General features: G+C 40.3%; 27 protein-coding genes, 2 tRNA genes, 1 pseudogene and 1 other annotated feature. Of the genes and pseudogenes, 25 read left to right on the top strand and 5 right to left on the bottom strand.

The window, feature by feature from the left end; all coding sequences use genetic code 11:
- On the bottom strand, positions 1–1142 hold a 1142-nt coding region (locus NMM26_RS05140), incomplete at its 3' end, for an IS30 family transposase (protein WP_254754452.1).
- Positions 1143–1342: 200 nt separating this feature from the next.
- Here NMM26_RS05140 and NMM26_RS05135 point away from each other — a divergent pair.
- From NMM26_RS05135 to sufB, 12 genes are all read left to right on the top strand, one after another.
- Positions 1343–1573 (top strand): DUF2969 domain-containing protein, encoded by a 231-nt coding sequence (locus NMM26_RS05135; RefSeq protein WP_000037113.1) that lies wholly within the window; start codon positions 1343–1345, stop codon positions 1571–1573.
- 49 nt (positions 1574–1622) lie between these two features.
- Positions 1623–1703: transfer RNA gene (locus NMM26_RS05130), tRNA-Tyr, on the top strand.
- 9 nt (positions 1704–1712) lie between these two features.
- Positions 1713–1784 (top strand) — tRNA-Gln (locus tag NMM26_RS05125).
- A gap of 161 nt (positions 1785–1945) precedes the next feature.
- Complete coding sequence (gene rpsA, locus NMM26_RS05120) at positions 1946–3148, top strand: 30S ribosomal protein S1 (RefSeq protein ID WP_001001630.1); 1203 nt, start codon at positions 1946–1948, stop codon at positions 3146–3148.
- 85 nt (positions 3149–3233) lie between these two features.
- Complete coding sequence (locus NMM26_RS05115) at positions 3234–3731, top strand: GAF domain-containing protein (RefSeq protein WP_084865023.1); 498 nt, start codon at positions 3234–3236, stop codon at positions 3729–3731.
- A complete protein-coding gene (gene dnaX / locus NMM26_RS05110; RefSeq protein ID WP_254753697.1) occupies positions 3731–5386 on the top strand; it encodes a DNA polymerase III subunit gamma/tau in 1656 nt (551 codons plus the stop codon). Before NMM26_RS05115 ends, dnaX begins: the two co-directional genes overlap by 1 nt.
- A 27-nt stretch (positions 5387–5413) precedes the next feature.
- Positions 5414–5608: a DUF3272 domain-containing protein gene (locus NMM26_RS05105; protein WP_001081602.1), complete on the top strand. Its 195-nt coding sequence runs from the start codon at positions 5414–5416 to the stop codon at positions 5606–5608.
- 150 nt (positions 5609–5758) lie between these two features.
- On the top strand, positions 5759–6529 hold the full coding sequence (gene sufC, locus NMM26_RS05100) for a Fe-S cluster assembly ATPase SufC (RefSeq protein ID WP_000114489.1): 771 nt from the start codon (positions 5759–5761) through the stop codon (positions 6527–6529).
- Positions 6530–6556: 27 nt separating this feature from the next.
- Complete coding sequence (gene sufD, locus NMM26_RS05095; protein WP_254753696.1) at positions 6557–7819, top strand: Fe-S cluster assembly protein SufD; 1263 nt, start codon at positions 6557–6559, stop codon at positions 7817–7819.
- Between the two features lie 10 nt (positions 7820–7829).
- Positions 7830–9056 carry a cysteine desulfurase gene (locus NMM26_RS05090; RefSeq protein ID WP_254753695.1) on the top strand — a complete coding sequence of 409 codons (1227 nt, stop codon included), beginning with the start codon at positions 7830–7832 and terminating at the stop codon, positions 9054–9056.
- The gene (sufU, locus tag NMM26_RS05085; protein ID WP_254753694.1) at positions 9043–9483 is read left to right on the top strand and encodes a Fe-S cluster assembly sulfur transfer protein SufU; all 441 of its coding nucleotides are present in this window, start codon (positions 9043–9045) and stop codon (positions 9481–9483) included. Before NMM26_RS05090 ends, sufU begins: the two co-directional genes overlap by 14 nt.
- Positions 9484–9540: 57 nt before the next feature.
- On the top strand, positions 9541–10953 hold the full coding sequence (sufB, locus tag NMM26_RS05080; protein ID WP_125454571.1) for a Fe-S cluster assembly protein SufB: 1413 nt from the start codon (positions 9541–9543) through the stop codon (positions 10951–10953).
- An 84-nt stretch (positions 10954–11037) separates the two neighbouring features.
- Here sufB and pbp3 read toward each other — a convergent pair whose 3' ends face one another.
- Positions 11038–12279, bottom strand: a complete 1242-nt coding sequence (gene pbp3 / locus NMM26_RS05075) for a D-alanyl-D-alanine carboxypeptidase PBP3 (RefSeq protein WP_254753693.1) — start codon at positions 12277–12279, stop codon at positions 11038–11040.
- A gap of 102 nt (positions 12280–12381) precedes the next feature.
- Between pbp3 and NMM26_RS05070 the strand changes: the two genes are divergently transcribed.
- The gene (locus tag NMM26_RS05070) at positions 12382–13491 is read left to right on the top strand and encodes an AI-2E family transporter (RefSeq protein WP_254753692.1); all 1110 of its coding nucleotides are present in this window, start codon (positions 12382–12384) and stop codon (positions 13489–13491) included.
- Between the two features lie 206 nt (positions 13492–13697).
- Positions 13698–14894: an elongation factor Tu gene (gene tuf / locus NMM26_RS05065; RefSeq protein WP_001040726.1), complete on the top strand. Its 1197-nt coding sequence runs from the start codon at positions 13698–13700 to the stop codon at positions 14892–14894.
- A 152-nt stretch (positions 14895–15046) separates the two neighbouring features.
- On the opposite strand, the gene NMM26_RS05060 is transcribed toward tuf, so the two are convergent.
- Together NMM26_RS05060 and NMM26_RS05055 are read right to left on the bottom strand one after the other, a co-directional pair.
- A complete protein-coding gene (locus NMM26_RS05060; RefSeq protein WP_254753691.1) occupies positions 15047–16129 on the bottom strand; it encodes a DEAD/DEAH box helicase in 1083 nt (360 codons plus the stop codon).
- Positions 16126–17103 (bottom strand): Gfo/Idh/MocA family protein, encoded by a 978-nt coding sequence (locus tag NMM26_RS05055; RefSeq protein WP_254753690.1) that lies wholly within the window; start codon positions 17101–17103, stop codon positions 16126–16128. Before NMM26_RS05055 ends, NMM26_RS05060 begins: the two co-directional genes overlap by 4 nt.
- Before the next feature lie 141 nt (positions 17104–17244).
- Between NMM26_RS05055 and NMM26_RS05050 the strand changes: the two genes are divergently transcribed.
- From NMM26_RS05050 to NMM26_RS05030, 5 genes are all read left to right on the top strand, one after another.
- Positions 17245–17949 (top strand): YoaK family protein, encoded by a 705-nt coding sequence (locus tag NMM26_RS05050; RefSeq protein WP_254753689.1) that lies wholly within the window; start codon positions 17245–17247, stop codon positions 17947–17949.
- Positions 17950–18007: 58 nt separating this feature from the next.
- Positions 18008–18095 (top strand) — a sequence feature (ribosomal protein L21 leader region).
- Positions 18096–18131: 36 nt separating this feature from the next.
- The gene (rplU, locus tag NMM26_RS05045; protein ID WP_000109141.1) at positions 18132–18446 is read left to right on the top strand and encodes a 50S ribosomal protein L21; all 315 of its coding nucleotides are present in this window, start codon (positions 18132–18134) and stop codon (positions 18444–18446) included.
- A gap of 15 nt (positions 18447–18461) precedes the next feature.
- The gene (locus NMM26_RS05040; protein ID WP_000613699.1) at positions 18462–18806 is read left to right on the top strand and encodes a ribosomal-processing cysteine protease Prp; all 345 of its coding nucleotides are present in this window, start codon (positions 18462–18464) and stop codon (positions 18804–18806) included.
- A gap of 16 nt (positions 18807–18822) precedes the next feature.
- Positions 18823–19116, top strand: a complete 294-nt coding sequence (rpmA, locus tag NMM26_RS05035) for a 50S ribosomal protein L27 (protein ID WP_000916509.1) — start codon at positions 18823–18825, stop codon at positions 19114–19116.
- A 320-nt stretch (positions 19117–19436) separates the two neighbouring features.
- Entirely contained in the window at positions 19437–19847 is a 411-nt protein-coding gene (locus NMM26_RS05030) for a DUF5301 domain-containing protein (RefSeq protein ID WP_254753688.1), read from the top strand.
- A gap of 175 nt (positions 19848–20022) precedes the next feature.
- On the opposite strand, the pseudogene NMM26_RS05025 reads toward NMM26_RS05030, so the two are convergent.
- A pseudogene (locus NMM26_RS05025) lies at positions 20023–20097 on the bottom strand (AraC family transcriptional regulator); the annotation flags it as partial.
- Between NMM26_RS05025 and NMM26_RS05020 the strand changes: the two are divergent.
- From NMM26_RS05020 to NMM26_RS04995, 6 genes are all read left to right on the top strand, one after another.
- Entirely contained in the window at positions 20090–20998 is a 909-nt protein-coding gene (locus tag NMM26_RS05020) for a LysR family transcriptional regulator (RefSeq protein ID WP_254753687.1), read from the top strand. The pseudogene NMM26_RS05025 and the gene NMM26_RS05020 overlap by 8 nt on opposite strands.
- Entirely contained in the window at positions 20995–21456 is a 462-nt protein-coding gene (gene lspA, locus NMM26_RS05015; protein ID WP_254753686.1) for a signal peptidase II, read from the top strand. The genes NMM26_RS05020 and lspA overlap by 4 nt, the downstream gene beginning before the upstream one ends.
- Positions 21446–22333: an RluA family pseudouridine synthase gene (locus tag NMM26_RS05010; RefSeq protein ID WP_254753685.1), complete on the top strand. Its 888-nt coding sequence runs from the start codon at positions 21446–21448 to the stop codon at positions 22331–22333. Before lspA ends, NMM26_RS05010 begins: the two co-directional genes overlap by 11 nt.
- A 2-nt stretch (positions 22334–22335) precedes the next feature.
- Positions 22336–24231: an MBL fold metallo-hydrolase gene (locus tag NMM26_RS05005; RefSeq protein WP_254753684.1), complete on the top strand. Its 1896-nt coding sequence runs from the start codon at positions 22336–22338 to the stop codon at positions 24229–24231.
- Positions 24232–24331: 100 nt separating this feature from the next.
- Positions 24332–25441 carry a glutamate 5-kinase gene (gene proB, locus NMM26_RS05000; RefSeq protein WP_254753683.1) on the top strand — a complete coding sequence of 370 codons (1110 nt, stop codon included), beginning with the start codon at positions 24332–24334 and terminating at the stop codon, positions 25439–25441.
- Positions 25442–25450: 9 nt separating this feature from the next.
- Complete coding sequence (locus NMM26_RS04995) at positions 25451–26713, top strand: glutamate-5-semialdehyde dehydrogenase (RefSeq protein ID WP_254753682.1); 1263 nt, start codon at positions 25451–25453, stop codon at positions 26711–26713.
- Position 26714: the final 1 nt, after the last annotated feature.

The following is a 26714-nucleotide window of genomic DNA, read 5'->3' as shown; positions in this document are numbered from 1 at the left end:
GAAGACTGACAGACGTCTTCTGCAGGTATTTTAGAAATACCTAGAAGCTTAGGAATCTCTTCTCCATAGGTAAAGGCAAAGAGCTCATAGGCTGACTTTCCATTCAAAGCAGCACGTTTGACACTGTTGACATGAGAGCAGACGAGATTGATGTCCTCTTGAGTTAAGTTGTCAAAAGCAGTTCCCTTAGGTAGAATGTCTCGAATCAGTGTGTGGTTTTTCTCAATTCTCCCTTTCTGGTCAGAGCGATTAGGGTCACAAAAGAAGAGTTTACTCTCTCCTCGCACATCCATTTCGATATCATCAACCCTGGCAAACTCTCCACCATTATCGGTAAGAATGACAGGAAAGAGTTGGAAGAAATCTTTATCAGCTTCATGAAGAGTGTTCTTGATGGTATAGAGGTGTTTGGTAACCTCAAGGGCAGTTTTATTATCCAGAAGCCTAGCGAAGATAAAGTTACAGAAAGACAGGTTGAAGGTAAGTAGGACTTTACCTCCCATCCTCCCCAGAACTGTGTCCATTTCCAGCCAAGAGTCTAGTTGATTAAGGACTAAATAGTTTTGGAAATCCTCATAGGAACGGCCTTTTTTAGCTTCTTTAGGGATGGAAGGTAGTTTCCTTTTCCGTCTTTCTTTGAATTTAACGGCTCTGGCTAGGTCAATATGAGCGATAGATAGGTATCCTTTTCGGATGTGTCGATAGACGGTTGAGGAACTGACATCAAGGTTATGAGTTTTGAGGATATGATAGATGTGTTGTCCCTTTTTAACACCATCAGAAATGACTTTGTCCATGTCCCAGAAGGCCTTGGAATTAAGGGGAGTTCCTTCACGAGCTTCGACAAGAGTTTGTTCGTACTGTTTTTGAGCTTGTTTAGCAAGGTAGAAGATTTTTTTAAATCCACAATTTTGTCTTCTTTTAGGGCATCCATTACAGACAAAGGGAGCCTTATCGAGTAAAGGGCAAGGAAGGTTATCGCATGTAGACTCTCGGACTTGTCTGTTTCGTTTGACTTCTTTGGAAACAGTAGTTGGGTCTTTTAGAATGGATTGTCCGATAGCTTTGAAGGTTTCACCGCGCTCTAAGCCTAATTGGATATCATTACGGTCTGAAAGGGTAAGGTGTTTATGTTTTGTCATAGTAGACCTCATTTCTAACTCAAACGTCTCACACTTAATTCCACCATAAAAATCCGTTTTAGACTAATTTCCACTTTGGTTGGGCAAGTGGAAGTTACTTTGAGAAATTAGCCTTTATATCAGACAAGCCTGGTATAGAGTTTTTTCTTGCTAGTTTTAGGATTTTCTTGTAAAATAGAAAAAGTGAAGAGAGGTATGAAATGAGCAAGAAAGATAAAAAAATTGAAATTCAAGTAGCAGATGCTAAAGTTAATGTTGGTAAAGACAGTTTTGAAGGTTATACATTGACTATCGGTAAAAAAGTTATCGGAGAAATTGCCGAATTAGACGGACAATTTGCCATCATAAAGAATGGGAATGTCGATAGTTTTTATAAAAAATTGGAAAAAGCTGTGGAAATTTTGATTGAAAATTATAATTTAGCAAAATAAGTCTTGTTTTTTTGAAATTTTCATGATATAATAGTCCATGTTGATTGTAGGAGAGATAGCGAAGAGGCTAAACGCGGCGGACTGTAAATCCGCTCCTTCGGGTTCGGGGGTTCGAATCCCTCTCTCTCCATTTCGTCAATGGGGTATAGCCAAGCGGTAAGGCAAGGGACTTTGACTCCCTCATGCGTTGGTTCGAATCCAGCTACCCCAGTTCTTAGGTAATAATCAAGATAAAAAGCAAAATATCTTAGGGTATTTTATTTTTATAATTGAAAGACGTGAACGATATGAACATGTCCTTGCGGGTGCTTAGGAAAAAAATTATAAGTATGTCAAGTTTAAGAAAAACTTGATTGTTGGAGGATTTTTTAGATGAACGAATTTGAAGATTTGCTAAATAGCGTTAGCCAAGTTGAGACTGGTGATGTTGTTAGTGCTGAAGTATTGACAGTTGATGCGACTCAAGCTAACGTTGCAATCTCTGGAACTGGTGTTGAAGGTGTCTTGACTCTTCGCGAATTGACAAACGATCGCGATGCAGATATCAATGACTTTGTTAAAGTAGGAGAAGTATTGGATGTTCTTGTACTTCGTCAAGTAGTTGGTAAAGATACTGATACAGTTACATACCTTGTATCTAAAAAACGCCTTGAAGCTCGCAAAGCATGGGACAAACTTGTTGGTCGCGAAGAAGAAGTTGTTACTGTTAAAGGAACTCGTGCCGTTAAAGGTGGACTTTCAGTAGAATTTGAAGGTGTTCGTGGATTTATCCCAGCTTCAATGTTGGATACTCGTTTCGTACGTAACACTGAGCGTTTTGTAGGTCAAGAATTTGATGCTAAAATCAAAGAAGTTGACGCTAAAGAAAACCGCTTCATCCTTTCACGTCGTGAAGTTGTTGAAGCAGCTACAGCAGCAGCTCGCGCTGAAGTATTTGGTAAATTGGCTGTTGGTGATGTAGTAACTGGTAAAGTTGCACGTATCACAAGTTTTGGTGCTTTCATCGACCTTGGTGGTGTTGACGGATTGGTTCACTTGACTGAATTGTCACACGAACGTAACGTATCACCAAAATCAGTTGTAACTGTTGGTGAAGAAATTGAAGTTAAAATCCTTGATCTTAACGAAGAAGAAGGACGTGTCTCACTTTCACTTAAAGCAACAACACCTGGACCATGGGATGGCGTTGAGCAAAAATTGGCTAAAGGTGATGTAGTAGAAGGAACAGTTAAACGTTTGACTGACTTCGGTGCATTTGTTGAAGTATTGCCAGGTATCGATGGACTTGTTCACGTATCACAAATTTCACACAAACGTATTGAAAATCCAAAAGAAGCTCTTAAAGTAGGTCAAGAAGTTAAAGTTAAAGTTCTTGAAGTTAACGCAGATGCAGAGCGCGTATCACTTTCTATCAAAGCTCTTGAAGAGCGTCCAGCTCAAGAAGAAGGACAAAAAGAAGAAAAACGTGCTGCTCGTCCACGTCGTCCAAAGCGTCAAGAAAAACGTGATTTCGAACTTCCAGAAACACAAACAGGATTCTCAATGGCTGACTTGTTCGGTGATATCGAACTTTAATCAAATTGAAAATTCACAAAATCCTTTGTTTACTAAACAAGGGATTTTTCTTTTGTCTGTAAGCCTTTTTTGATATAATAGTCCTATGTTAGAATCAGAAAAACAATCACGTTATCAAATGTTAAATGAAGAGCTCTCTTTTTTATTGGATGGTGAAACCAATGTTTTGGCTAATCTTTCCAACGCCAGTGCTCTTCTAAAATCACGCTTACCTAATACCGTATTTGCAGGCTTTTATCTGTTCGATGGAAAGGAATTGGTTCTAGGTCCTTTCCAAGGAGGTGTTTCCTGCATCCGTATTGCACTGGGAAAAGGTGTTTGTGGGGAGGCAGCTCATTTTCAGGAAACTGTTCTGGTTGGTGATGTAACAATTTATCCCAACTATATTTCTTGTGATAGTCGAGCTAAAAGTGAAATTGTTGTGCCGATGATAAAGAATGGTCAATTACTTGGAGTTCTGGATCTGGATTCTTCAGAGCTTGATGATTATGATGCTATGGATCGAGATTATTTGGAACAATTTGTCGCTATTTTGCTTGAAAAGACAGAATGGGACTTTACAATGTTTGGGGAGAAAGCCTAATGTATCAAGCACTTTATCGAAAATATAGAAGTCAAAACTTCTCCCAGTTGGTTGGTCAAGAAGTTGTGGCTAAGACTCTTAAACAAGCAGTAGAGCAAGAGAAAATAAGTCATGCCTATCTTTTCTCTGGTCCACGTGGAACGGGAAAAACTAGTGTGGCTAAGATCTTTGCCAAAGCTATGAACTGTCCCAATCAAGTGGGTGGTGAACCTTGTAATAACTGCTATATTTGCCAAGCGGTGACGGATGGTAGTTTAGAAGATGTCATCGAAATGGATGCAGCCTCTAATAATGGGGTTGATGAAATTCGTGAAATTCGTGATAAATCTACCTATGCGCCTAGCCTTGCTCGTTATAAGGTTTATATCATAGATGAGGTTCACATGCTGTCTACAGGGGCTTTTAATGCCCTCCTAAAGACGTTGGAAGAGCCAACACAGAATGTGGTCTTTATTTTGGCTACTACTGAATTGCACAAGATTCCTGCTACGATTCTATCTCGTGTGCAACGTTTTGAGTTTAAATCGATTAAGACACAGGATATTAAGGAACATATCCACTATATTTTAGAAAAAGAAAATATCAGTTCTGAACCAGAGGCTGTGGAAATCATTGCCAGACGGGCTGAAGGTGGAATGCGAGATGCCTTGTCTATTTTGGATCAAGCCCTGAGTTTGACACAGGGAAACGAACTGACGACTGCCATCTCTGAAGAAATTACTGGTACTATTAGTCTATCAGCCTTGGATGATTATGTGGCCGCCTTGTCTCAACAGGATGTTCCCAAGGCCCTAGCATGCTTAAATCTTCTCTTTGACAATGGTAAGAGCATGACTCGTTTTGTGACCGACCTTTTACACTATTTAAGAGATTTGTTAATTGTTCAAACAGGGGGAGAAAACACTCATCATAGTCCAGTCTTTGTAGAAAATTTGGCACTTCCTCAGGAAAATCTGTTTGAAATGATTCGCTTGGCGACAGTCAGTTTAGCAGATATTAAGTCTAGTTTGCAGCCCAAGATTTATGCTGAGATGATGACTATTCGATTGGCAGAGATTAAGCCTGAACCAGCTCTTTCTGGGGCAGTTGAACATGAAATTTCTGCATTGAGACAGGAAGTTGCCCGTCTCAAACATGAACTCGCAAATGTGGGCACTGTACCAAAACCAACTAGTCCAGTACCTACCCGTCCAGCAGCGAGCAAGACCGTCTATCGTGTGGATCGCAATAAAGTTCAATCTATCCTACAAGAGGCCGTTGAAAATCCTGATTTAGCACGCCAAAATCTGATTCGCTTGCAGAATGCCTGGGGAGAGGTAATTGAAAGTCTAGGAGGCCCTGATAAGGCTCTGCTAATTGGTTCTCAACCGGTTGCGGCCAATGAACACCATGCTATTCTTGCTTTTGAGTCTAACTTCAATGCTGGTCAAACCATGAAACGGGACAATCTCAACACCATGTTTGGTAACATCCTCAGTCAGGCAGCAGGTTTTTCACCCGAGATTTTAGCTATTTCCATGGAAGAATGGAAAGAAGTTCGTGCAGCCTTTTCAGCCAAAGCTAAATCTTCTCAATCTGAAAAAGAAGCAGAAGAAAGCCTGATTCCAGAAGGTTTTGAATTTTTGGCTGATAAAGTGAAGGTAGAGGAAGACTAAAGAAAGATTTCATGATACAATAAGTTTATGAATAGACAACAATTTATTATCATCGCGCTGTTTACAGCTGCTGAGACCTATTTTTTCAATGAAGCCTGGATGACTGGTCGCTATATTATGGCAGCCTTTTGGGCCATTTTGCTCTTTAGAAATTTCCGAGTAAGTTACTTGATGGGCAAGATTGTAGATGTCATTGACCAGCATTTAAAAGGAAAAGACTAGTCCTCAGCTTCTAGACAAAATCAAAGCCTTTTAGGCTTTTTTTTGTTATACTATAAAAGTATATTTATTGACCTTTTACCGTATTTTCTAGGGAAATCAAGTATGTTTCCAGTAAGCACTGTAAAGGCCTTGAAAAAGAAAGGAATTATCATGTCAGTATTAGAGATCAAAGATCTTCACGTTGAGATTGAAGGAAAAGAAATTTTAAAAGGGGTTAACCTGACCCTGAAAACAGGAGAAATCGCCGCTATCATGGGACCAAATGGTACTGGTAAATCGACTCTTTCTGCCGCTATCATGGGAAATCCAAACTATGAAGTTACCAAAGGTGAAGTCTTGTTTGATGGCGTAAACATCCTTGAGTTGGAAGTGGACGAGCGTGCGCGTATGGGACTTTTCCTTGCTATGCAATACCCATCAGAAATTCCTGGTATTACTAACGCTGAGTTTCTTCGTGCAGCCATGAATGCTGGGAAAGAAGATGATGAAAAAATTTCAGTTCGTGAGTTTATCACTAAATTGGATGAGAAGATGGAATTGCTCAACATGAAAGAAGAAATGGCTGAGCGTTACCTCAACGAAGGCTTCTCTGGTGGTGAGAAAAAACGTAATGAAATTCTTCAACTTTTGATGTTGGAGCCAACATTTGCCCTTTTGGATGAGATTGATTCTGGTCTTGATATTGATGCCCTTAAAGTTGTTTCTAAAGGTGTTAATGCTATGCGTGGTGAAGGCTTTGGTGCTATGATTATCACTCACTACCAACGTCTTTTGAACTACATCACACCTGATGTGGTACACGTCATGATGGAAGGTCGCGTTGTCCTTTCTGGTGGTCCAGAATTGGCTGCGCGTTTGGAACGTGAAGGATACGCAAAACTAGCTGAAGAACTTGGCTACGACTACAAGGAAGAATTGTAATTCCCTCGTATCTTTTAGGAGAAGTAAATGACTAAAGAAAATATTAAACTTTTTTCAGAAATGCACGCTGAACCAAGCTGGTTGGCTGACCTCCGTCAAAAAGCTTTTGATAAGATTGAGAGTTTAGAATTACCAGTTATTGAGCGTGTCAAATTCCACCGTTGGAATCTGGGGGATGGAACGATTACAGAAAGTGAGCCATCAGCAAATGTTCCAGATTTCACTGCACTAGATAATCACTTGAAGTTGGTGCAAGTAGGAACTCAAACTGTTTTTGAGCAAACTCCAGTTGAGTTGGCTGAACAGAGTGTTGTCTTTACAGACTTTCACTCAGCTTTAGAAGAAATTCCAGAGCTGATTGAGGAATTCTTCATGTCATCTGTTAAATATGACGATGATAAGTTGGCAGCCTACCATACAGCTTATTTCAATAGTGGTGCTGTTCTCTATATTCCTGATAATGTTGAAATTAAAGAGCCAATCGAAGGTATTTTCTACCAAGATAGTGATAGTGATGTACCGTTTAACAAGCATATTATGATTATCGCTGGTAAGAACAGTAAGATTAGCTATTTGGAACGTTTGGAATCTCGTGGTGAAGGAAGTGCCAAAGCAACTGCTAATATCACAGTAGAAGTCATTGCTCGTTCAGGTGCTCAAGTCAAGTTTGCTGCGATCGACCGTCTAGGTGAAAACGTCACTGCTTACATTAGCCGTCGTGGTAAGTTGGGCAATGATGCAAGTATTGACTGGGCAATTGGTGTCATGAACGAAGGAAACGTCGTTGCAGACTTTGATAGTGACTTGATTGGTAACGGTAGCCATGCGGATCTTAAAGTCGTAGCTCTTTCAAGTGGCCGTCAGGTACAAGGGATTGATACCCGAGTAACTAACTATGGTTGTAACTCCATCGGAAATATCCTCCAACATGGGGTTATCCTTGAAAAAGCAACTTTGACCTTCAATGGTATTGGCCACATCATCAAGGGTGCCAAGGGAGCAGATGCCCAACAAGAAAGTCGTGTTCTTATGCTTTCAGACCAAGCGCGTTCAGATGCCAACCCAATCCTTTTGATTGATGAAAATGACGTAACTGCAGGACACGCGGCTTCTATCGGTCAGGTAGATCCAGAAGACATGTACTACCTCATGAGCCGTGGTTTAGATAAGGTAACTGCAGAACGTTTGGTTGTCCGTGGTTTCCTTGGCTCCGTTATCGTTGAGATTCCAGTCAAGGAAGTTCGTGATGAAATGATTGCAACTATAGAAGAAAAATTGTCAAAACGCTAAGGGGTAGCCTATGTTAGATGTAGAAGCGATTCGCAAGGATTTTCCAATTTTAGACCAGATTGTTAATGATGAACCATTGGTTTATTTGGACAATGCTGCGACGACACAAAAACCACTAGCAGTTCTGGAAACGATTAACCGCTACTATGAGAAGGACAATGCCAATGTTCATCGTGGCGTTCACACCTTGGCAGAAAGAGCGACAGCTTCTTATGAGGCGGCTCGTGAAAACATTCGTAAGTTTATCAATGCAGGGTCTACAAAGGAAGTTCTCTTTACTAGAGGAACGACAACCAGTCTTAACTGGGTAGCGCGTTATGCTGAGGAAGTCTTGACTGAGGGAGACCAGGTTTTGATTTCTGTCATGGAACACCATTCCAACATCATTCCTTGGCAGGAAGCCTGCCGCAAGACTGGGGCAGAGCTTGTCTATGTCTATCTTAAGAATGGAGCTCTGGATATGGATGATTTGCGAGCTAAATTGACTGATAAAGTTAAGTTTGTCTCCCTTGCTCACGCCTCAAATGTCCTGGGTGTGGTCAATCCAATAAAAGAAATCACTCAATTGGCGCACCAAGTGGGAGCCGTCATGGTGGTGGATGGTGCTCAGTCTACACCCCATATGAAGATTGATGTACAGGATTTGGATGTGGACTTCTTTGCCTTTTCAGGTCACAAGATGGCGGGTCCAACTGGTATCGGTGTTCTTTACGGTAAAGAAAAGTATCTGGAACAAATGTCACCAGTAGAATTTGGCGGCGAAATGATTGATTTCGTTTATGAACAATCTGCTAGTTGGAAGGAATTACCTTGGAAATTCGAGGCAGGAACTCCCAATATGGCAGGTGCAATTGGACTGGCAGCAGCTGTGGATTATCTTGAAAACATTGGTATGGATGCCATTGAAGCCCATGAACAAGAATTGATCGCATACGTCTATCCAAAACTGCAGGCGATTGAAGGACTGACCATTTATGGTTCACAGGACTTGGCTCAACGTTCAGGTGTTATTGCCTTTAACCTAGGCGACCTTCATCCGCACGACCTTGCGACTGCTTTGGATTATGAAGGAGTGGCTGTTCGAGCAGGTCACCATTGTGCGCAACCTTTGCTCCAGTATTTGGATGTTCCAGCAACAGCTCGTGCAAGTTTTTATATCTATAATACAAAGGCAGATTGCGACAAGCTAGTCGATGCCTTACAAAAGACAAAGGAGTTTTTCAATGGCACTTTCTAAACTAGATAGCCTTTATATGGCAGTGGTAGCGGACCATTCGAAAAATCCACATCATCAAGGAAAGTTGGAAGATGCTGAACAAATCAGTCTCAACAATCCGACCTGTGGAGATGTTATCAATCTCTCTGTCAAGTTTGATGCAGATGGCCGCTTAGAGGATATCGCTTTTCTAAACTCAGGCTGTACCATCTCAACTGCCTCTGCTAGTATGATGACAGATGCCGTTTTAGGCAAGACCAAACAAGAAATCTTAGAACTTGCGACCATTTTTTCTGAAATGGTTCAAGGGCAAAAAGATGAGCGTCAAGACCAACTTGGAGACGCAGCCTTCTTATCAGGCGTTGCAAAATTCCCTCAACGAATCAAGTGTGCAACCCTAGCTTGGAACGCTCTGAAGAAAACAATTGAAAATCAAGACAATCAGTAAGACAAATTTCTTTTGTCTTATGAATCAGTAGAAATGAAGAATGAAAGAAAGGATATTATGGCTGAAGAAAGAGTAGAACCAAAACCAATTGACCTTGGTGAATATAAATTTGGTTTCCATGATGATGTAGAGCCTGTTCTATCGACAGGAAAAGGACTGAATGAAGATGTCATTCGTGAGCTATCAGCTGCTAAGGGAGAACCTGAGTGGATGCTAGAATTCCGTTTGAAGTCTTATGAAACCTTCAAAAAAATGCCCATGCAAACTTGGGGAGCAGACTTGTCAGAGATTGATTTTAATGACCTGATTTATTATCAAAAACCATCTGATAAACCAGCTCGTTCTTGGGATGACGTTCCTGAAAAGATTAAAGAAACCTTTGAGCGTATCGGGATTCCTGAAGCTGAGCGTGCTTATCTAGCTGGTGCCTCTGCCCAGTACGAGTCAGAAGTGGTTTACCACAACATGAAGGAAGAGTTCCAAAAATTGGGGATTATCTTTACAGATACAGATTCTGCCCTCAAGGAATACCCAGACTTGTTTAAACAATACTTTGCTAAGTTGGTACCGCCAACAGATAACAAATTGGCTGCCCTTAACTCAGCAGTATGGTCTGGTGGAACCTTTATCTACGTACCAAAAGGGATCAAGGTAGATATCCCACTTCAAACTTACTTCCGTATCAATAACGAAAATACTGGTCAGTTTGAACGTACCTTGATTATCGTTGATGAGGGAGCAAGTGTTCATTATGTAGAAGGATGTACAGCTCCAACTTATTCAAGTAACAGCTTGCATGCTGCCATCGTAGAAATCTTTGCCTTAGATGGTGCTTATATGCGTTATACAACCATCCAAAACTGGTCTGATAACGTCTATAACTTGGTTACAAAACGTGCGAAGGCTCAAAAGGATGCCACTGTTGAGTGGATTGATGGTAACTTGGGTGCCAAAACAACCATGAAATACCCATCTGTTTACCTAGATGGAGAAGGGGCGCGTGGTACCATGCTCTCTATCGCTTTTGCCAATGCAGGGCAACACCAGGATACTGGAGCTAAGATGATCCACAACGCTCCACATACCAGCTCGTCTATTGTGTCTAAATCCATCGCTAAAGGTGGAGGAAAGGTTGACTATCGTGGACAAGTAACCTTTAATAAAAACTCTAAGAAATCTGTCTCTCACATCGAGTGTGATACCATTATCATGGATGACTTATCAGCATCAGATACTATTCCGTTTAATGAAATTCACAACTCACAAGTCGCTTTGGAACACGAAGCTAAGGTTTCTAAGATTTCAGAAGAACAACTCTATTACCTCATGAGCCGTGGCTTGTCAGAATCTGAGGCAACAGAGATGATTGTTATGGGATTTGTAGAACCCTTCACAAAAGAACTTCCAATGGAATATGCAGTTGAGCTGAACCGCTTGATTAGCTATGAGATGGAAGGATCAGTTGGGTAAAATTTGTTTTTATATTTACCCATAATCAAGGATTTTGAAGATGAACTTGTAACAAAAAATCGCGGTTTAAATCGCGATTTTTTTTTATAATTTTTCGTTGATAAATCGGATAAACTGATTCCACCAAACTTTTAAGAAGAAAGCTTTTTCAACTTTCTTTTCTGCTACCATTTCGAAACTAGGGCGTTCTGTGGTAATGTAACCTTGACCAATCAAGTCCTTGTCTTCATAAGTCAAATGTCCAACCACTGTTCCGGCTTCAAGTGGTGCTGGGATTGCTTTAGAATCAGGAGTGAATTGAACAGATTGGGAAGATTGACTTCCAACACGTTCAATTAGAGAGATATCATCTTTGGCAACGGCAGTGACCGTATCTTCTTTTCCATCTTGTACAGGTGCTTTGCTATCTTGGTAGGCATCGCCTTTTTGAACGATTTTGCGAAGCGTGAATGTAGAAGAAATATAATCCATTAGTGAGGATGTAGCTGTGAAGCGAGCGTAAGGATTATTGTCCTGATGGTCTGCATTCAAAACAACTGTGATAACCCTCATCCCTTTTTCGACAGTAGTACCAACAAAAGATTCTCCAGCTTTGTCTGTTGTTCCTGTCTTAAGGCCATCAAAACCACCGCGATAAGCAGGCATACCCTCTAACATGTAGTTGGTAGAAGTGATTGTCATTCCAGCAAAAGTAGAAGAAGGTTTTTTCGTGATTTCTAAAACTTGTGGGTATTTTTTGATGAGGTTGCGAGCAACGATAGCGACATCATAAGCACTGAGCTTATTTTCCTCATCTTTTTTAGATCCTGGGTAAATATTATCCCCTAGAGTCTCATTATTAAGACCAGTCGTATTGACAACAGTGGCATCCTGAATTCCCCATTCTAAGAGCTTTGCCCGCATCATATCGACGAAGTCTTTTTCTGAGCCAGCAATTTTCTCTGCTAAGGCAATAGCTGCACTGTTAGCACTAGATACTAATGTTGCTTCAAGTAGTTGTTCGACGGTATAATTACGAGCCTCCATAGGAACGTTACTCGCTTCAGAATTTGTAGTTAATTTGTATGGATAATCAGAGATATCTACCGGAGTTGATAGTGTAATACTACCGTTTTCCAAGGCTTCATAGACAAGATAAACAGTAATCAATTTTGTGATTGAAGCGATTTCGACTGGCTGAGTTGCATCTTTCTCATAGAGAATTTTACCAGTATTCGCCTCAACAGCAATTGCATGTTTAGCAGCAATATTAAAATCTTGAGCAGCAACAGTAGATGCTGAGCCAATGACGGAAAGGCTTAGGAGAGTTAAAATTATTTTTTTCATAGTAAGTTTATTCTATCATAAAGAAAAAAATATTCCCAGTTTCATGATATAAGAAAGAAGCTTTTTTGAAAGTGTGGTAAAATAGATGAATGGAGGTACCCCATGTTTCGTAAGAATAAATTATTTTTTTGGACCAGTGAGATTTTATTATTAACCATCATCTTTTATTTATGGAGACAGATGGGTGGGATTATAACGCCTTTTGTAAGTGTCGCAAACACTATAATGATTCCCTTTCTTTTAGGTGGTTTTTTATATTATTTGACCAATCCTATTGTAAATTTTTTACAAAAGTATTTCAAAATTAACCGTATCATTGGTATTCTACTAACCTTGTGCGCCTTGGTCTGGGGGCTAGTTATTGGGGTAGTCTATCTCTTACCGATTTTGATTAATCAGTTGACCAGTTTGATAGCAACAAGTCAGACAATTTATAGTCGTTTGCAAGATTTGATTGTGGATTTATCTACCTATCCAGCCTTTCAAAATTTAGATATTCAAGCGACGATTCAACAGTTAAATCTCTCCTATGTAGATATTCTACAAAATATTCTAAACAGTGTTACCAATAGTGTTGGAAGTGTCCTATCTGCGCTCTTTAGTACTGTTTTGATTATTATCATGACCCCTGTATTTTTAATTTATTTTTTGTTAGATGGTCACAAATTCTTGCCGATGCTTGAACGTACTGTTTTAAAGCGTGATAAGTTGCATATTACAGGTCTTTTAAAAAATTTGAATGCTACAATCGCTCGATATATTAGTGGAGTTGCCATTGATGCGATTTTTATTGGTTGTTTAGCCTTTATCGGATATAGCGTAATCGGTTTGAAATACGCTTTGGTTTTCGCTATCTTTTCAGGATTAGCCAATCTCATTCCTTATGTAGGACCAAGTATTGGTCTAGTTCCGATGATTATCGCAAATGTCTTTACTGATCCTCATAGAATGCTGATTGCAGTTGTTTACATGCTGATTATTCAGCAAGTGGATGGGAATATCCTCTACCCTCGAATCGTTGGCGGAGTGATGAAGGTTCATCCAATTACGATTTTAGTATTACTTTTGTTATCAAGTAATATCTATGGTGTCATTGGCATGATTGTCGCAGTACCAACCTATTCTATCTTAAAAGAAATTTCTAAGTTTTTATCACGTTTGTATGAAAATCATAAAATAATGAAAGAACGAGAAAGAGAATTAGCTAAGTAAAAATCAGGAAATTCCTGATTTTTCTTTTTCATTAAAGAAGTGATGGGAGTAGAAATACCGTTTAGATTAGTAGATTAAGAATAATTCACAAAAACTTTGTAAAACACTTGCAATTTAGCTGAAATTTGATAAAATAGTAAGGAAAGTTAGACTGTATTGCCTACTGTCTATCTATAAAATATATTTTATTGGAGGCTTTTACTCAAATGGCAAAAGAAAAATACGATCGTAGTAAACCACACGTTAACATTGGTACTATCGGACACGTTGACCACGGTAAAACTACCCTAACTGCAGCTATCACAACTGTTTTGGCACGTCGCTTGCCTTCATCAGTTAACCAACCTAAAGACTATGCGTCTATCGATGCTGCTCCAGAAGAACGCGAACGCGGTATCACAATCAACACTGCGCACGTTGAGTACGAAACTGAAAAACGTCACTACGCTCACATCGACGCTCCAGGACACGCGGACTACGTTAAAAACATGATCACTGGTGCCGCTCAAATGGACGGAGCTATCCTTGTAGTAGCTTCAACTGACGGACCAATGCCACAAACTCGTGAGCACATCCTTCTTTCACGTCAGGTTGGTGTTAAACACCTTATCGTCTTCATGAACAAAGTTGACTTGGTTGACGACGAAGAATTGCTTGAATTGGTTGAAATGGAAATCCGTGACCTATTGTCAGAATACGACTTCCCAGGTGACGATCTTCCAGTTATCCAAGGTTCAGCTCTTAAAGCCCTTGAAGGTGACACTAAATACGAAGACATCGTTATGGAATTGATGAACACAGTTGATGAGTACATCCCAGAACCAGAACGTGACACTGATAAACCATTGCTTCTTCCAGTCGAAGACGTATTCTCAATCACTGGACGTGGTACAGTTGCTTCAGGACGTATCGACCGTGGTATCGTTAAAGTCAACGACGAAATCGAAATCGTTGGTATCAAAGAAGAAACTCAAAAAGCAGTTGTTACTGGTGTTGAAATGTTCCGTAAACAACTTGACGAAGGTCTTGCCGGAGATAACGTAGGTGTCCTTCTTCGTGGTGTTCAACGTGACGAAATCGAACGTGGACAAGTTATCGCTAAACCAGGTTCAATCAACCCACACACTAAATTCAAAGGTGAAGTTTACATCCTTACTAAAGAAGAAGGTGGACGTCACACTCCATTCTTCAACAACTACCGTCCACAATTCTACTTCCGTACTACTGACGTTACAGGTTCAATCGAACTTCCAGCAGGTACTGAAATGGTAATGCCTGGTGATAACGTGACAATCGACGTTGAGTTGATCCACCCAATCGCCGTAGAACAAGGTACTACATTCTCTATCCGTGAGGGTGGACGTACTGTTGGTTCAGGTATGGTTACAGAAATCGAAGCTTAATTCGATTTAGTTCCCAGAAGAACAATTATTTAAGTCAGACACTAAAAGAATCTTGCGTAGCAAGGTTCTTTTTTCTGATATTGAACTAAAATTGAAGAATTGTTTACATAAAAAAGCTCTATACACTTGATGGGCATAGAGCAAACGGAGCTTTATTTGATATAGAGTTCTTGATTTTTTAGGACAATTTCACGTAAACTTGTAAACTTTTTGAGTTTTTTGATTTCTTCTGGATGAGTGACAAGAGTAATAACATAACCTTCCTTGCCCATACGTCCAGTACGTCCAGCACGGTGAGTGTAGGTTTCGATATCTCTTGGGACATCAAAGTTTACGACACATTCTAGGCTATCGATATCAATTCCACGAGCCAGAAGGTCAGTTGCAAGAAGCAGGGTTAGTTGCTTGTCTTTAAATTTTTCTAAGATGACTTTTCTAAATTTGACATTGACATCACTAGCGAGGGAAACAGCCAAGATATCCCGATACTGTAGTTTTTCTTCTGCACTTCCAAGGTCTGATAGGCTGTTAAAGAAGACCAGACCTCGGAAATCCTCTACATGAGCCAGTTTTCGTAGCATATCCACTCGGTGACGTTGATCTACCTGCATATAGAAATGTTGGATGTTGTCCAATTTTTGGTCAGAAAGATCAATGGTACGTGTGTTAGGCGCAATCTTTTCTTGGTCAAACTTGGTCGTCGCACTCATGTAGACGAGTTGATGGTCACGCGGTGCGTAGTGAGTGATTTTCTCAACAAAGTGAATCTGAGAATCATCTAGTAATTGGTCGAATTCATCTAGGATGATGGTTTCCACATTCATCATCTTGATTTTTTTCAGTTTAATGAGTTCAAAGATACGACCAGGGGTTCCAATTAGAATTTCTGGTCCTTTTTTTAGGCGTTCAATCTGGCGTTTCTGACTCGAACCTGATAAGAAGAGTTGGGCAGTTAAGCCCATAGCTTCAGCCCACGTTTTACATACATCAAAAATCTGTCCAGCAAGCTCAGTATTTGGTGCTAGAATCAAGAGTTGTTGGGCTTTTTTCTTTTGTAGTCTGAGAAGACTTGGTAGAAGGTAAGCTAGGGTCTTACCAGTTCCTGTTGGGCTCACTCCTAGGAGGTTTTCTCCAGCAAGAAGGGACTCAAATAGTTGAGTTTGAATGGGGGTGAATTCCTGGAAACCGAGTTGGTCACTCAGTTCTTGCCATTCAGTTGGTAGTTTGGTTTTCATTTTTCTGCCTCAAATCTAATGCCAGCAGTCTGGCGCATAGTATATAGTAGCTCATGAACTGAACTTGCATCTTCCAGCCAAGTTTGGTAGAGATTCAGATCTGGTTTCTGGATCATGTGTGCAAATGCAGCGACTTCCTCAGTCATCGTATGAGGAGCTTGTTGGATAGGGAGGTTGACTTGATTGCCTTGGTGGTCGGTAAAAATAGCCGAGCGAACATGCTCAATCGTGTTGAGAGTCAAGGTTCCATCTGTTGTGTAAATTTCGCAAGGAAAATTGGAAGTGATGTTTTTCCCAACCTTGATGTGAACTTGAAAGTCTGGGTAGAAGAGGATTCCGTCACCATTTAGGTCAATGTTATTGTCAAGCTGTTGAGCCTGATAGGTTGCATCCTTAGCTTTTCCAAAGAGACGAACGGCAGCGTAGAGAGGATAAATCCCCAAATCCATAAGAGCTCCACCAGCAAAACGGTCTGAAAAGACATTTGGTGTCTCCCCAGCCAACAAGTCAGGCATCTTAGAAGAATACTTGGCATAGTTGAGATCTGCTCCCAACACATGCTTGTCTGCTAAAAAGTTTTTGATAGTAGTGAAAGCTTTCTCGTGATAATTACGAGCTGCTTCGAAGATAAAACAATTATTTTTCTCAGCTGTGTGAATCAAATCCAGCCATTCTTGTGGTTGAGTGACAGCTGGCTTTTCAAGAATGACATGTTTACCAGCAGACAATGTAGCTTTTGCCTGAGCAAAATGCAAGGAGTTTGGGCTAGCAATATAGACCACATCAAAGGAGTTCTTGAAGAAGTCCTCTACTTTATCAAAGAGTTGGATATTCTGGTAGCGAGAAGCAAAGGTTGCTGCAGTTTCTAGTTTTCTAGAATAGACTGCGACCAGCTTGTATTCTCCACTGGAATGGGCTGCTTCTATGAAGTGGTGGCTGATAGCCCCTGTTCCGATGACACCTAATTTAAGCATAGTTACTCCTTTTCCGATTTCAAATCCTTCTTTCATTATAACATAGATAGACGGGACTATCCAACAGAGGGTAAAAAATTTCAAATAAGCTACTAGGCCTTTTTCAAAGAAAGTGGTACAATAATGAGATGAGTAAATGAAATGGGAGGGAAAATGAGGTTATTACCTATAAGAAAAATATCACGTCAGTCTAAGAGGCTAGCGCTTTTTTTGACTTTTTGTGCAGGTTATGTAGATGCCTATACTTTTATTGTGCGAGGGAATACTCTTGTAGCTGGACAAACTGGGAATGTAGTCTTTTTATCAGTGGGACTCATTCAACACAATGTGTCAGATGCCAGTGCCAAAGTAATGACCTTACTAGCTTTTATGATGGGAGTCTTTTTACTAACGATTTATAAGGAAAAATTGAGAATTGTGAAAAAGCCAATTCTGTCACTGATTCCTTTGGCAATCTTATCAATTATTATTGGTTTTGTGCCGCAAACTGTAGATAATATTTATCTAGTACCGCCTTTGGCTTTCTGTATGGGACTGGTGACAACTGCTTTTGGAGAAGTGTCGGGTATTGCCTATAATAACGCTTTTATGACAGGGAATATCAAACGGACCATGCTGGCTTTTGGAGATTATTTCCGAACTAAACACACTCCTTTTTTGCGTGAAGGGTTTATATTTGTTAGCCTTCTTAGTAGTTTTGTTCTTGGCGTTGTCTTTTCAGCCTATTTGACGATTTTCTATCATGAAAAGACCATTCTTGGTGTTCCTATTATGATGAGTATTTTTTACCTCAGCATACTTTTTGCCAAGTGGCGGAAAAAAGTAAAAGAAAAAGATTCATTTTAGGTGTTATTACTTGTAAGAAAACAGGAGATATGCTATACTTGAAGAGTTGACTATGCACGTTCCTGTGCAACCGCACGAACATCGTTGCTTGATTATTCAAGTTTAAGTGGTTCGTCCCACGATGCTAGGCGAGTCTTCACAAAAAATTCGGGGAAACCCATAAAAATCATAGGAGGTGCATAATGAGCACATACGCAATTATCAAAACTGGCGGAAAACAAGTTAAAGTTGAAGTTGGTCAAGCAGTTTACGTTGAAAAATTGAACGTGGAAGCTGGTCAAGAAGTTACTTTTAACGAAGTTGTTCTTGTTGGTGGTGAAAACACTGTTGTCGGAACTCCACTTGTTGCTGGAGCTACTGTAGTTGGAACTGTTGAAAAACAAGGAAAACAAAAGAAAGTTGTTACTTACAAGTACAAACCTAAAAAAGGTAGCCACCGTAAACAAGGTCACCGTCAACCATATACTAAAGTTGTCATCAACGCAATCAACGCTTAATTTTAAGGAGAACACATGATACAAGCAGTCTTTGAGAGAGCCGAAGATGGCGAGCTGAGGAGTGCGGAAATTACTGGACACGCCGAGAGTGGCGAATACGGCTTAGATGTCGTGTGTGCATCGGTTTCTACGCTTGCCATTAACTTTATCAATTCTATTGAGAAATTTGCAGGCTATGAACCAATCCTAGAATTAAACGAAGATGAAGGTGGCTATCTGATGGTTGAAATTCCAAAAGATCTTCCTTCACACCAGAGAGAAATGACCCAGTTGTTCTTTGAATCATTTTTCTTAGGTATGGCAAACTTATCGGAGAACTCTTCAGAGTTCGTCCAAACCAGAGTTATCACAGAAAACTAACACGGAGGAAAACATTATGTTAAAAATGACTCTTAACAACTTGCAACTTTTCGCCCACAAAAAAGGTGGAGGTTCTACATCAAACGGACGTGATTCACAAGCAAAACGTCTTGGAGCTAAAGCAGCTGACGGACAAACTGTAACAGGTGGATCAATCCTTTACCGTCAACGTGGTACACACATCTACCCAGGTGTAAACGTTGGACGTGGTGGAGACGATACTTTGTTCGCTAAAGTTGAAGGCGTAGTACGCTTTGAACGTAAAGGACGCGATAAAAAACAAGTTTCTGTTTACCCAATCGCTAAATAAAAAGGTCCAGTGAACCTTTTTATCCCGAGCCTTGAAATGTAAAGGCGAGGAAGCTAGAAGTAGCATAAACTAAGGCTTTCCGAGTTTTCGGAGAGCCTATTTTTTTGTTTTGATACCCACGCTGATACCCATATTTTAAAAACCAATGTGCGAAGCGAACTTGTCGGTTACTCTATTTTATAATGAAAAAATAGTTGAATGTAGAGCTTTTAGAGTCATGAAATTTATAAGAGAATAAGATATTCTAAAAATTACTAAGGTTTGATATTATAACTGTATCTAAGTAGGAAAGCAGGAATATGGAAAGGATTTGAACCTGTATGAAAAAGCTTATCACCATAATAGTCTGTTCAATCTCTTTTCTTGTTCTATCTGCTTGTGGCAGTAAGAAAAAACTTATTCTTCCTGAACCTGAAAGTATTTCTGTTATTTCTCTGCAGAAAAAAACCTCTGAAGATATTAAAACTATCAACAAGAGAGAAGAAATTTCAAAATTGATTGAGGAGATACAGAAACAGTCAAAATCCACAACTTTAGAAAGTTTAAATGATCAACCGATAAATGTTAAAGATTACATCATTATCAAGTTTTATCATCAGAATGAAGAAAAGGATAGTGTAGTCTATCTATATACTAAGAAGAAAAGGCAGTATATTGAGCAACCTTATGCTGGTATCTGGGAAGTAAATCCAGATATAGCTAATAGGATTGAAGAGACTTTTTCTAGTTGATTTATAGGGAAAAAGAAAATGTTAGAGGCTTTTCTTGTATCATATTATAAATGGTAAATCAAGAAGATTTGCTGTTTTTATTTGCTTGAAATCAGATGAGGAGTGAAAAAAGACGTTATTCTAATTCTTGGATTGGGATGTCATAGTATTCGTTTAGGTTTGAAAGTTTCCTGACTTTTTTCCTTTTTGGAAAACTTCTAAAATATGGTATAATGAAAAGATAAAGAAGTTGGGGGTAGAAGATGAACATTCAACAATTACGCTATGTTGTGGCTATTGCCAATAGCGGTACTTTCCGTGAAGCTGCTGAAAAGATGTATGTTAGTCAGCCGAGTCTGTCCATTTCTGTTCGTGATTTGGAAAAAGAATTGGGATTTAAGATTTTCCGTCGGACTAGCTCAGGGACTTTCTTGACTCGTCGTGGTATGGAATTCTATGAAAAAGCGCAAGAATTGGTTAAAGGATTTGATATTTTTCAAAATCAGTATGCCAATCATGAAGAAGAAAAGGATGAATTTTCCATTGCTAGTCAGCACTATGACTTTTTGCCACCAACCATTACGGCCTTTTCAGAGCGCTATCCTGACTATAAGAATTTCCGAATCTTTGAATCAACTACTGTTCAAATTTTAGATGAAGTAGCTCAGGGACATAGTGAGATTGGGATTATCTACCTCAACAATCAAAATAAAAAGGGGATTATGCAACGGGTTGAAAAGTTAGGCCTGGAGGTCATTGAATTGATTCCATTCCATACCCACATTTATCTTCGCGAGGGGCATCCTTTAGCTCAGAAAGAGGAATTGATCATGGAGGATTTAGCGGATCTACCAACAGTTCGTTTTACCCAAGAGAAAGACGAGTACCTTTATTATTCGGAGAATTTTGTCGATACTAGTGCTAGCTCACAGATGTTTAATGTGACAGACCGCGCTACCTTGAATGGTATTTTAGAGCGGACGGACGCTTATGCGACAGGGTCTGGATTTTTAGATAGTGACAGTGTCAATGGCATTACAGTTATTCGTCTCAAGGATAATTTAGATAACCGCATGGTTTATGTCAAACGTGAGGAAGTGGAACTCAGTCAAGCTGGGACTCTCTTCGTAGAAGTCATGCAAGAATATTTTAATCAAAAGAGGAAATCATGAAAAAAAGAGGAATAGTGGCAGTCATTGTACTGCTTTTGATTGGGCTGGATCAGTTGGTAAAATCCTATATCGTCCAGCAGATTCCACTGGGTGAAGTGCGCTCTTGGATTCCCAATTTCGTTAGCTTGACCTACCTGCAAAATCGAGGGGCAGCCTTTTCTATCTTACAAGATCAGCAGTTGTTATTTGCTGTCATTACTCTGGTTGTCGTGGTAGGTGCCATCTGGTATCTACATAAACACATGGAGGACTCAATCTGGATGGTGATTGGCTTAACCTTAATCATCGCTGGAGGTCTTGGAAACTTTATTGACAGAATCAGTCAGGGCTTTGTTGTGGATATGTTTCATGTGGACTTTATCAATTTTGCAATTTTCAATGTGGCAGATAGCTATCTGACTGTTGGAGTGATTATTTTATTGATTGCAATGTTAAAAGAGGAAATAAATGGAAATTAAAATTGAAACTGGTGGCCTGCGTTTAGATAAGGCTTTGTCGGATTTGACAGAATTATCACGCAGTCTCGCGAATGAACAAATCAAATCAGGCCAGGTCTTGGTCAATGGTCAAGTCAAGAAAGCTAAGTACACGGTCCAAGAGGGCGATGTCGTCACTTACCATGTGCCAGAACCAGAGGTATTAGAGTATGTAGCTGAGGATATTCCGCTAGAAATCGTCTACCAAGATGAGGATGTGGCTGTCGTTAACAAACCTCAGGGGATGGTTGTGCATCCGAGTGCTGGTCATACCAGTGGGACCCTAGTAAATGCCCTCATGTATCATATTAAGGACTTGTCGGGTATCAATGGGGTTCTGCGTCCAGGAATTGTTCACCGTATTGATAAGGATACGTCAGGCCTTCTCATGATTGCTAAAAACGATGAGGCGCATCTAGCACTTGCCCAAGAACTGAAAGATAAAAAGTCTCTTCGTAAATATTGGGCGATTGTTCATGGAAATCTACCCAATGATCGCGGTGTGATTGAAGCCCCGATTGGTCGTAGTGAAAAAGACCGTAAGAAACAGGCTGTGACTGCGAAAGGAAAAACTGCAGTTACCCGTTTCCACGTCTTGGAACGCTTTGGCGATTATAGCTTAGTGGAGTTGCAACTGGAGACAGGGCGCACTCATCAAATCCGTGTTCACATGGCTTATATTGGCCATCCAGTCGCTGGGGATGAAGTCTATGGTCCTCGCAAGACTTTGAAAGGACATGGACAATTTCTTCATGCCAAGACGCTAGGATTTACCCATCCGAGAACAGGTGAGACCTTGGAATTTACAGCAGATATCCCAGATATTTTTAAGGAAACTTTGGAGAGATTGAGGAAGTAAGAATGAAAAAGAAATTAACTAGTTTAGCACTTGTGGGCGCTTTTTTAGGCTTGTCATGGTATGGAAATGTTCAAGCTCAAGAAAGTTCAGGAAATAAAATTCACTTTATTAATGTTCATGAAGGTGGCAGTGATGCGATTATTCTTGAAAGCAATGGACATTTTGCCATGGTGGATACAGGAGAAGATTATGATTTCCCAGATGGAAGTGATTCTCGTTATCCATGGAGACAGGGTATCAATACAACTTATAAGCATGTTCTAACAGACCGTGTCTTTCGTCGTTTGAAGGAATTGGGTGTCCAAAAACTTGATTTTATTTTGGTAACCCATACCCACAGTGACCATATTGGAAATGTTGATGAATTACTGTCTACCTATCCAGTTGACCGAGTCTATCTTAAGAAATATAGTGATAATCGTATTACTAAGCCTGAACGTCTTTGGGATAATCTGTATGGCTATGATAAGGTTTTACAGACTGCCACAGAAAAAGGTGTTTCAGTGATTCAAAACATCACACAAGGAGATGCTCATTTTCAGTTTGGGGACATGGATATTCAGCTCTATAATTATGAAAATGAATATGATGAGAATGGAAATCTTAAACCTGTTTGGGATGATAATTCCAATTCCTTGATTAGTGTGGTAAAAGTCAATGGCAAGAAAATTTATCTTGGGGGCGACTTAGATAATGTTCATGGAGCAGAAGACAAGTACGGTTCTCTCATTGGAAAAGTTGATTTGATGAAGTTTAACCATCATTTAGATACAAAAAATTCTAATACAAAAAATTTTATAAGAAATTTGTCTCCTGAGATAATTGTTCAAACTTCCTCCTCACCAATTGGTTCGTATGATAGCGGTCAAGAAATAAATAGGGAATATATTAGCTGGCTTGAATCAATGGGAATTCAACATATAAACGCAGCCAGCAAAGACTATGATGCGACAGTTTTTGATATTCGACAAGACGGTTTAGTAAACATTTCAACATCCTACAAGCCGATTCCAAGTTTTCAAGCTGGCTGGCATAAGAGTGCTTATGGAAACTGGTGGTATCAAGCACCTGATTCTACAGGAGAGTATGCTGTCGGTTGGAATGAAATCGAAGGTGAATGGTACTATTTTAATCAAAGGGGAATCCTGTTATATAATCAGTGGAAAAAATGGAACAATCGTTGGTTTTATTTGACAGACTCTGGTGCCGCTGCAAAAAATTGGAAGAAAATCGCTGGAATCTGGTATTATTTTAACAAAGAAAACCAGATGGAAACTGGTTGGATTCAAGATAAAGAACAGTGGTATTATTTGGATGTTGATGGCTCTATGAAGACAGGTTGGCTTCAATATAAGGGGCAATGGTATTACTTTGCTCAATCAGGGGAAATGAAAACGGGCTGGGTAAAAGATAAAGAAACCTGGTACTATATGGATTCTACTGGTATCATGAAGACAGGTGAGATAGAAGTTGCAGGTCAACATTATTATCTGGAAGATTCAGGAGCTATGAAGCAAGGCTGGCTTAAAAAGGCAAATGATTGGTATTTCTACAAGGAAGACGGTTCACGAGCTGTGGGTTGGATCAAGGACAAGGATAAATGGTACTTCTTGAAAGAAAATGGTCAATTGCTTGTGAACGGTAAGACACCAGAAGGCTATACTGTTGATTCAAGTGGTGCCTGGTTAGTGGATGTTCCGGTAGAGAAATCTGCTACAATTAGAACTACAAGTAATTCAGAAATAAAAGAATCCAAAGAAGTAGTGAAAAAGGATCTTGAAAATAAAGAAACGAGTCAACATGAAAGTGTTGAAAGTTCTTCAACTAGTCAAGATTTGACATCATCAACTTCAAAAAAATCTGAAACGACTGCAAACAAATCGGAATCAGAACAGTAGTAGAAAAGAAGGTTTTAGGGCCTTCTTTTTCCTATCAACTCTTTTCTATTTCCTGCCATTCATGTTATAATGGATAAATATGAAGAATCGGAGTGAGACTATGAAATACAAACGGATTGTCTTTAAGGTGGGGACTTCTTCTCTGACGAATGAGGATGGAAGTTTATCACGTAGTAAGGTAAAGGCTATTACTCAGCAGTTGGCTATGTTGCACGAGGCTGGTCATGAATTGATTTTGGTATCGTCAGGTGCCATTGCGGCAGGTTTTGGGGCCTTAGGATTTAAAAAGCGTCCGACTAAGATTGCTGATAAACAGGCTTCAGCAGCGGTAGGGCAAGGCCTTTTGTTGGAAGAATACACGACCAATCTTCTCTTGCGTCAAATCGTTTCTGCACAAATCTTGCTGACCCAGGATGATTTTGTGGATAAGCGTCGTTATAAGAATGCCCATCAGGCTTTGTCAGTTCTACTTAGCCGTGGCGCGATTCCTATCATCAATGAGAATGACAGTGTCGTTATTGATGAGCTCAAGGTTGGGGACAATGATACTCTAAGTGCTCAGGTAGCAGCCATGGTCCAAGCAGACCTTTTAGTTCTCTTGACAGACGTAGACGGTCTATATACAGGAAATCCTAATTCAGATCCAACAGCCAAACGCTTGGAGAAAATCGAGACTATCAATCGTGAGATTATTGATATGGCTGGTGGTGCTGGTTCTTCAAACGGAACTGGGGGTATGCTTACAAAAATCAAAGCTGCAACTATCGCGACGGAATCAGGAGTTCCTGTTTATATCTGCTCATCCTTGAAGTCAGATGCCATGATTGAGGCAGCTGAGGAGACCAAGGATGGTTCCTACTTTGTTGCTCAAGAGAAGGGACTTCGTACCCAGAAACAATGGCTGGCCTTTTATGCTCAGAGCCAAGGTTCTATTTGGGTTGATAAAGGGGCTGCAGAAGCTCTCTCTCAACATGGTAAGAGTCTCCTTTTATCTGGTATTGTTGAAGCAGAAGGAGCCTTTTCATACGGTGATATCGTGACAGTATTTGACAAGGAAAGTGGAAAATCGCTTGGAAAAGGACGCGTACAATTTGGAGCATCTGCTTTGGAGGATATGTTGCGTTCTCAAAAAGCCAAGGGAGTCTTGATTCATCGTGACGACTGGATTTCCATTACTCCTGAAATCCAACTACTCTTTACAGAATTTTAGAGGTAAACTATGGTAAGTACACAAGAACAATTTGAACAGGTACAGACTGTTAAAAAATCGATCAATACAGCTAGTGAAGAGGTGAAAAACCAAGCCTTGCTAGCCATGGCTAATCACTTAGTGGCTGCTACTGAGGAGATTTTAGCAGCAAATGCCCTCGATATGGAAGCGGCTAAGGGGAAAATCTCAGATGTGATGCTAGATCGTCTTTATTTGGATGCAGGGCGCATAGAAGCGATGGCAACTGGGATTCGTGAAGTGGTTGCTTTACCAGATCCAATCGGTGAAGTTTTAGAAACAAGTCAGCTTGAAAATGGCTTAGTGATCACCAAAAAACGTGTGGCTATGGGTGTTATCGGTATTATCTATGAAAGTCGTCCAAATGTGACGTCTGACGCGGCTGCTCTGGCTATCAAGAGTGGGAATGCGGTTGTTCTTCGTAGTGGGAAGGATGCCTATCAAACAGCCCATGCCATTGTCACAGCCTTAAAGAAGGGCTTGGAGACAACGACTATTCACCCAGATGTGATTCAACTAGTGGAAGATACTAGCCGTGAAAGTAGCTACGCCATGATGAAGGCAAAGGGCTATCTAGACCTTCTTATTCCTCGTGGAGGAGCTGGCTTGATTAATGCGGTGGTCGAAAATGCGATTGTACCTGTTATCGAGACAGGAACTGGGATTGTCCATGTTTATGTCGATAAGGATGCCGATGAAGACAAGGCCCTGTCTATCATCAACAATGCTAAAACCAGTCGTCCTTCTGTCTGCAATGCTATGGAGGTTCTACTTGTTCATGAAGCCAAGGCAGAAGATTTCCTTCCTCGCTTGGAGCAAGTTTTGATTACAGATAGAAAAGAAGCTGGACTGGAACCGATTCAATTCCGCTTGGATGAGAAAGCAAGTCAGTTTGTTTCAGGTCAAGCAGCTGAGGCCCAAGACTTTGACACTGAATTTTTAGACTATGTCCTAGCAGTTAAGGTTGTGAGCAGTTTAGAAGAAGCGGTCGCGCATATTGAAGCCCACAGTACCCATCATTCGGATGCCATTGTGACGGAAAATGCTGGAGCTGCGGCTTACTTTACAGATCAAGTGGACTCTGCAGCGGTTTATGTCAATGCCTCAACTCGTTTCACAGATGGGGGACAATTTGGTCTTGGATGTGAGATGGGAATTTCTACTCAGAAACTACACGCGCGTGGTCCAATGGGCTTGAAAGAGTTGACTAGCTACAAGTATGTGGTTACGGGTGACGGACAGATAAGGGAGTAAG

It is taken from the genome of Streptococcus sp. CF7_Ac1-8 (assembly GCF_024295435.1).
GTDB lineage: Bacteria > Bacillota > Bacilli > Lactobacillales > Streptococcaceae > Streptococcus > Streptococcus mitis_AP.
Note: the sequence above shows the minus strand (reverse complement) of the source record. Positions and strands in the feature narration are given on the sequence as shown.

Coding starts and splice junctions, on each gene's coding strand:
- NMM26_RS05030 (WP_254753688.1), top strand. CDS start 19,437: ATGAAAAAGCTTATCACCATAATAGTCTGTTCAATCTCTTTTCTTGTT.
- NMM26_RS05050 (WP_254753689.1), top strand. CDS start 17,245: ATGGGAGGGAAAATGAGGTTATTACCTATAAGAAAAATATCACGTCAG.
- sufU (WP_254753694.1), top strand. CDS start 9,043: ATGGCACTTTCTAAACTAGATAGCCTTTATATGGCAGTGGTAGCGGAC.
- sufB (WP_125454571.1), top strand. CDS start 9,541: ATGGCTGAAGAAAGAGTAGAACCAAAACCAATTGACCTTGGTGAATAT.
- lspA (WP_254753686.1), top strand. CDS start 20,995: ATGAAAAAAAGAGGAATAGTGGCAGTCATTGTACTGCTTTTGATTGGG.
- NMM26_RS05115 (WP_084865023.1), top strand. CDS start 3,234: ATGTTAGAATCAGAAAAACAATCACGTTATCAAATGTTAAATGAAGAG.
- NMM26_RS04995 (WP_254753682.1), top strand. CDS start 25,451: ATGGTAAGTACACAAGAACAATTTGAACAGGTACAGACTGTTAAAAAA.
- NMM26_RS05010 (WP_254753685.1), top strand. CDS start 21,446: ATGGAAATTAAAATTGAAACTGGTGGCCTGCGTTTAGATAAGGCTTTG.
- proB (WP_254753683.1), top strand. CDS start 24,332: ATGAAATACAAACGGATTGTCTTTAAGGTGGGGACTTCTTCTCTGACG.
- pbp3 (WP_254753693.1), bottom strand. CDS start 12,279: ATGAAAAAAATAATTTTAACTCTCCTAAGCCTTTCCGTCATTGGCTCA.
- NMM26_RS05105 (WP_001081602.1), top strand. CDS start 5,414: ATGAATAGACAACAATTTATTATCATCGCGCTGTTTACAGCTGCTGAG.
- sufC (WP_000114489.1), top strand. CDS start 5,759: ATGTCAGTATTAGAGATCAAAGATCTTCACGTTGAGATTGAAGGAAAA.
- NMM26_RS05090 (WP_254753695.1), top strand. CDS start 7,830: ATGTTAGATGTAGAAGCGATTCGCAAGGATTTTCCAATTTTAGACCAG.
- NMM26_RS05055 (WP_254753690.1), bottom strand. CDS start 17,103: ATGCTTAAATTAGGTGTCATCGGAACAGGGGCTATCAGCCACCACTTC.
- NMM26_RS05020 (WP_254753687.1), top strand. CDS start 20,090: ATGAACATTCAACAATTACGCTATGTTGTGGCTATTGCCAATAGCGGT.
- sufD (WP_254753696.1), top strand. CDS start 6,557: ATGACTAAAGAAAATATTAAACTTTTTTCAGAAATGCACGCTGAACCA.
- dnaX (WP_254753697.1), top strand. CDS start 3,731: ATGTATCAAGCACTTTATCGAAAATATAGAAGTCAAAACTTCTCCCAG.
- rpmA (WP_000916509.1), top strand. CDS start 18,823: ATGTTAAAAATGACTCTTAACAACTTGCAACTTTTCGCCCACAAAAAA.
- NMM26_RS05040 (WP_000613699.1), top strand. CDS start 18,462: ATGATACAAGCAGTCTTTGAGAGAGCCGAAGATGGCGAGCTGAGGAGT.
- NMM26_RS05135 (WP_000037113.1), top strand. CDS start 1,343: ATGAGCAAGAAAGATAAAAAAATTGAAATTCAAGTAGCAGATGCTAAA.
- rpsA (WP_001001630.1), top strand. CDS start 1,946: ATGAACGAATTTGAAGATTTGCTAAATAGCGTTAGCCAAGTTGAGACT.
- NMM26_RS05070 (WP_254753692.1), top strand. CDS start 12,382: ATGTTTCGTAAGAATAAATTATTTTTTTGGACCAGTGAGATTTTATTA.
- rplU (WP_000109141.1), top strand. CDS start 18,132: ATGAGCACATACGCAATTATCAAAACTGGCGGAAAACAAGTTAAAGTT.
- NMM26_RS05005 (WP_254753684.1), top strand. CDS start 22,336: ATGAAAAAGAAATTAACTAGTTTAGCACTTGTGGGCGCTTTTTTAGGC.
- tuf (WP_001040726.1), top strand. CDS start 13,698: ATGGCAAAAGAAAAATACGATCGTAGTAAACCACACGTTAACATTGGT.
- NMM26_RS05060 (WP_254753691.1), bottom strand. CDS start 16,129: ATGAAAACCAAACTACCAACTGAATGGCAAGAACTGAGTGACCAACTC.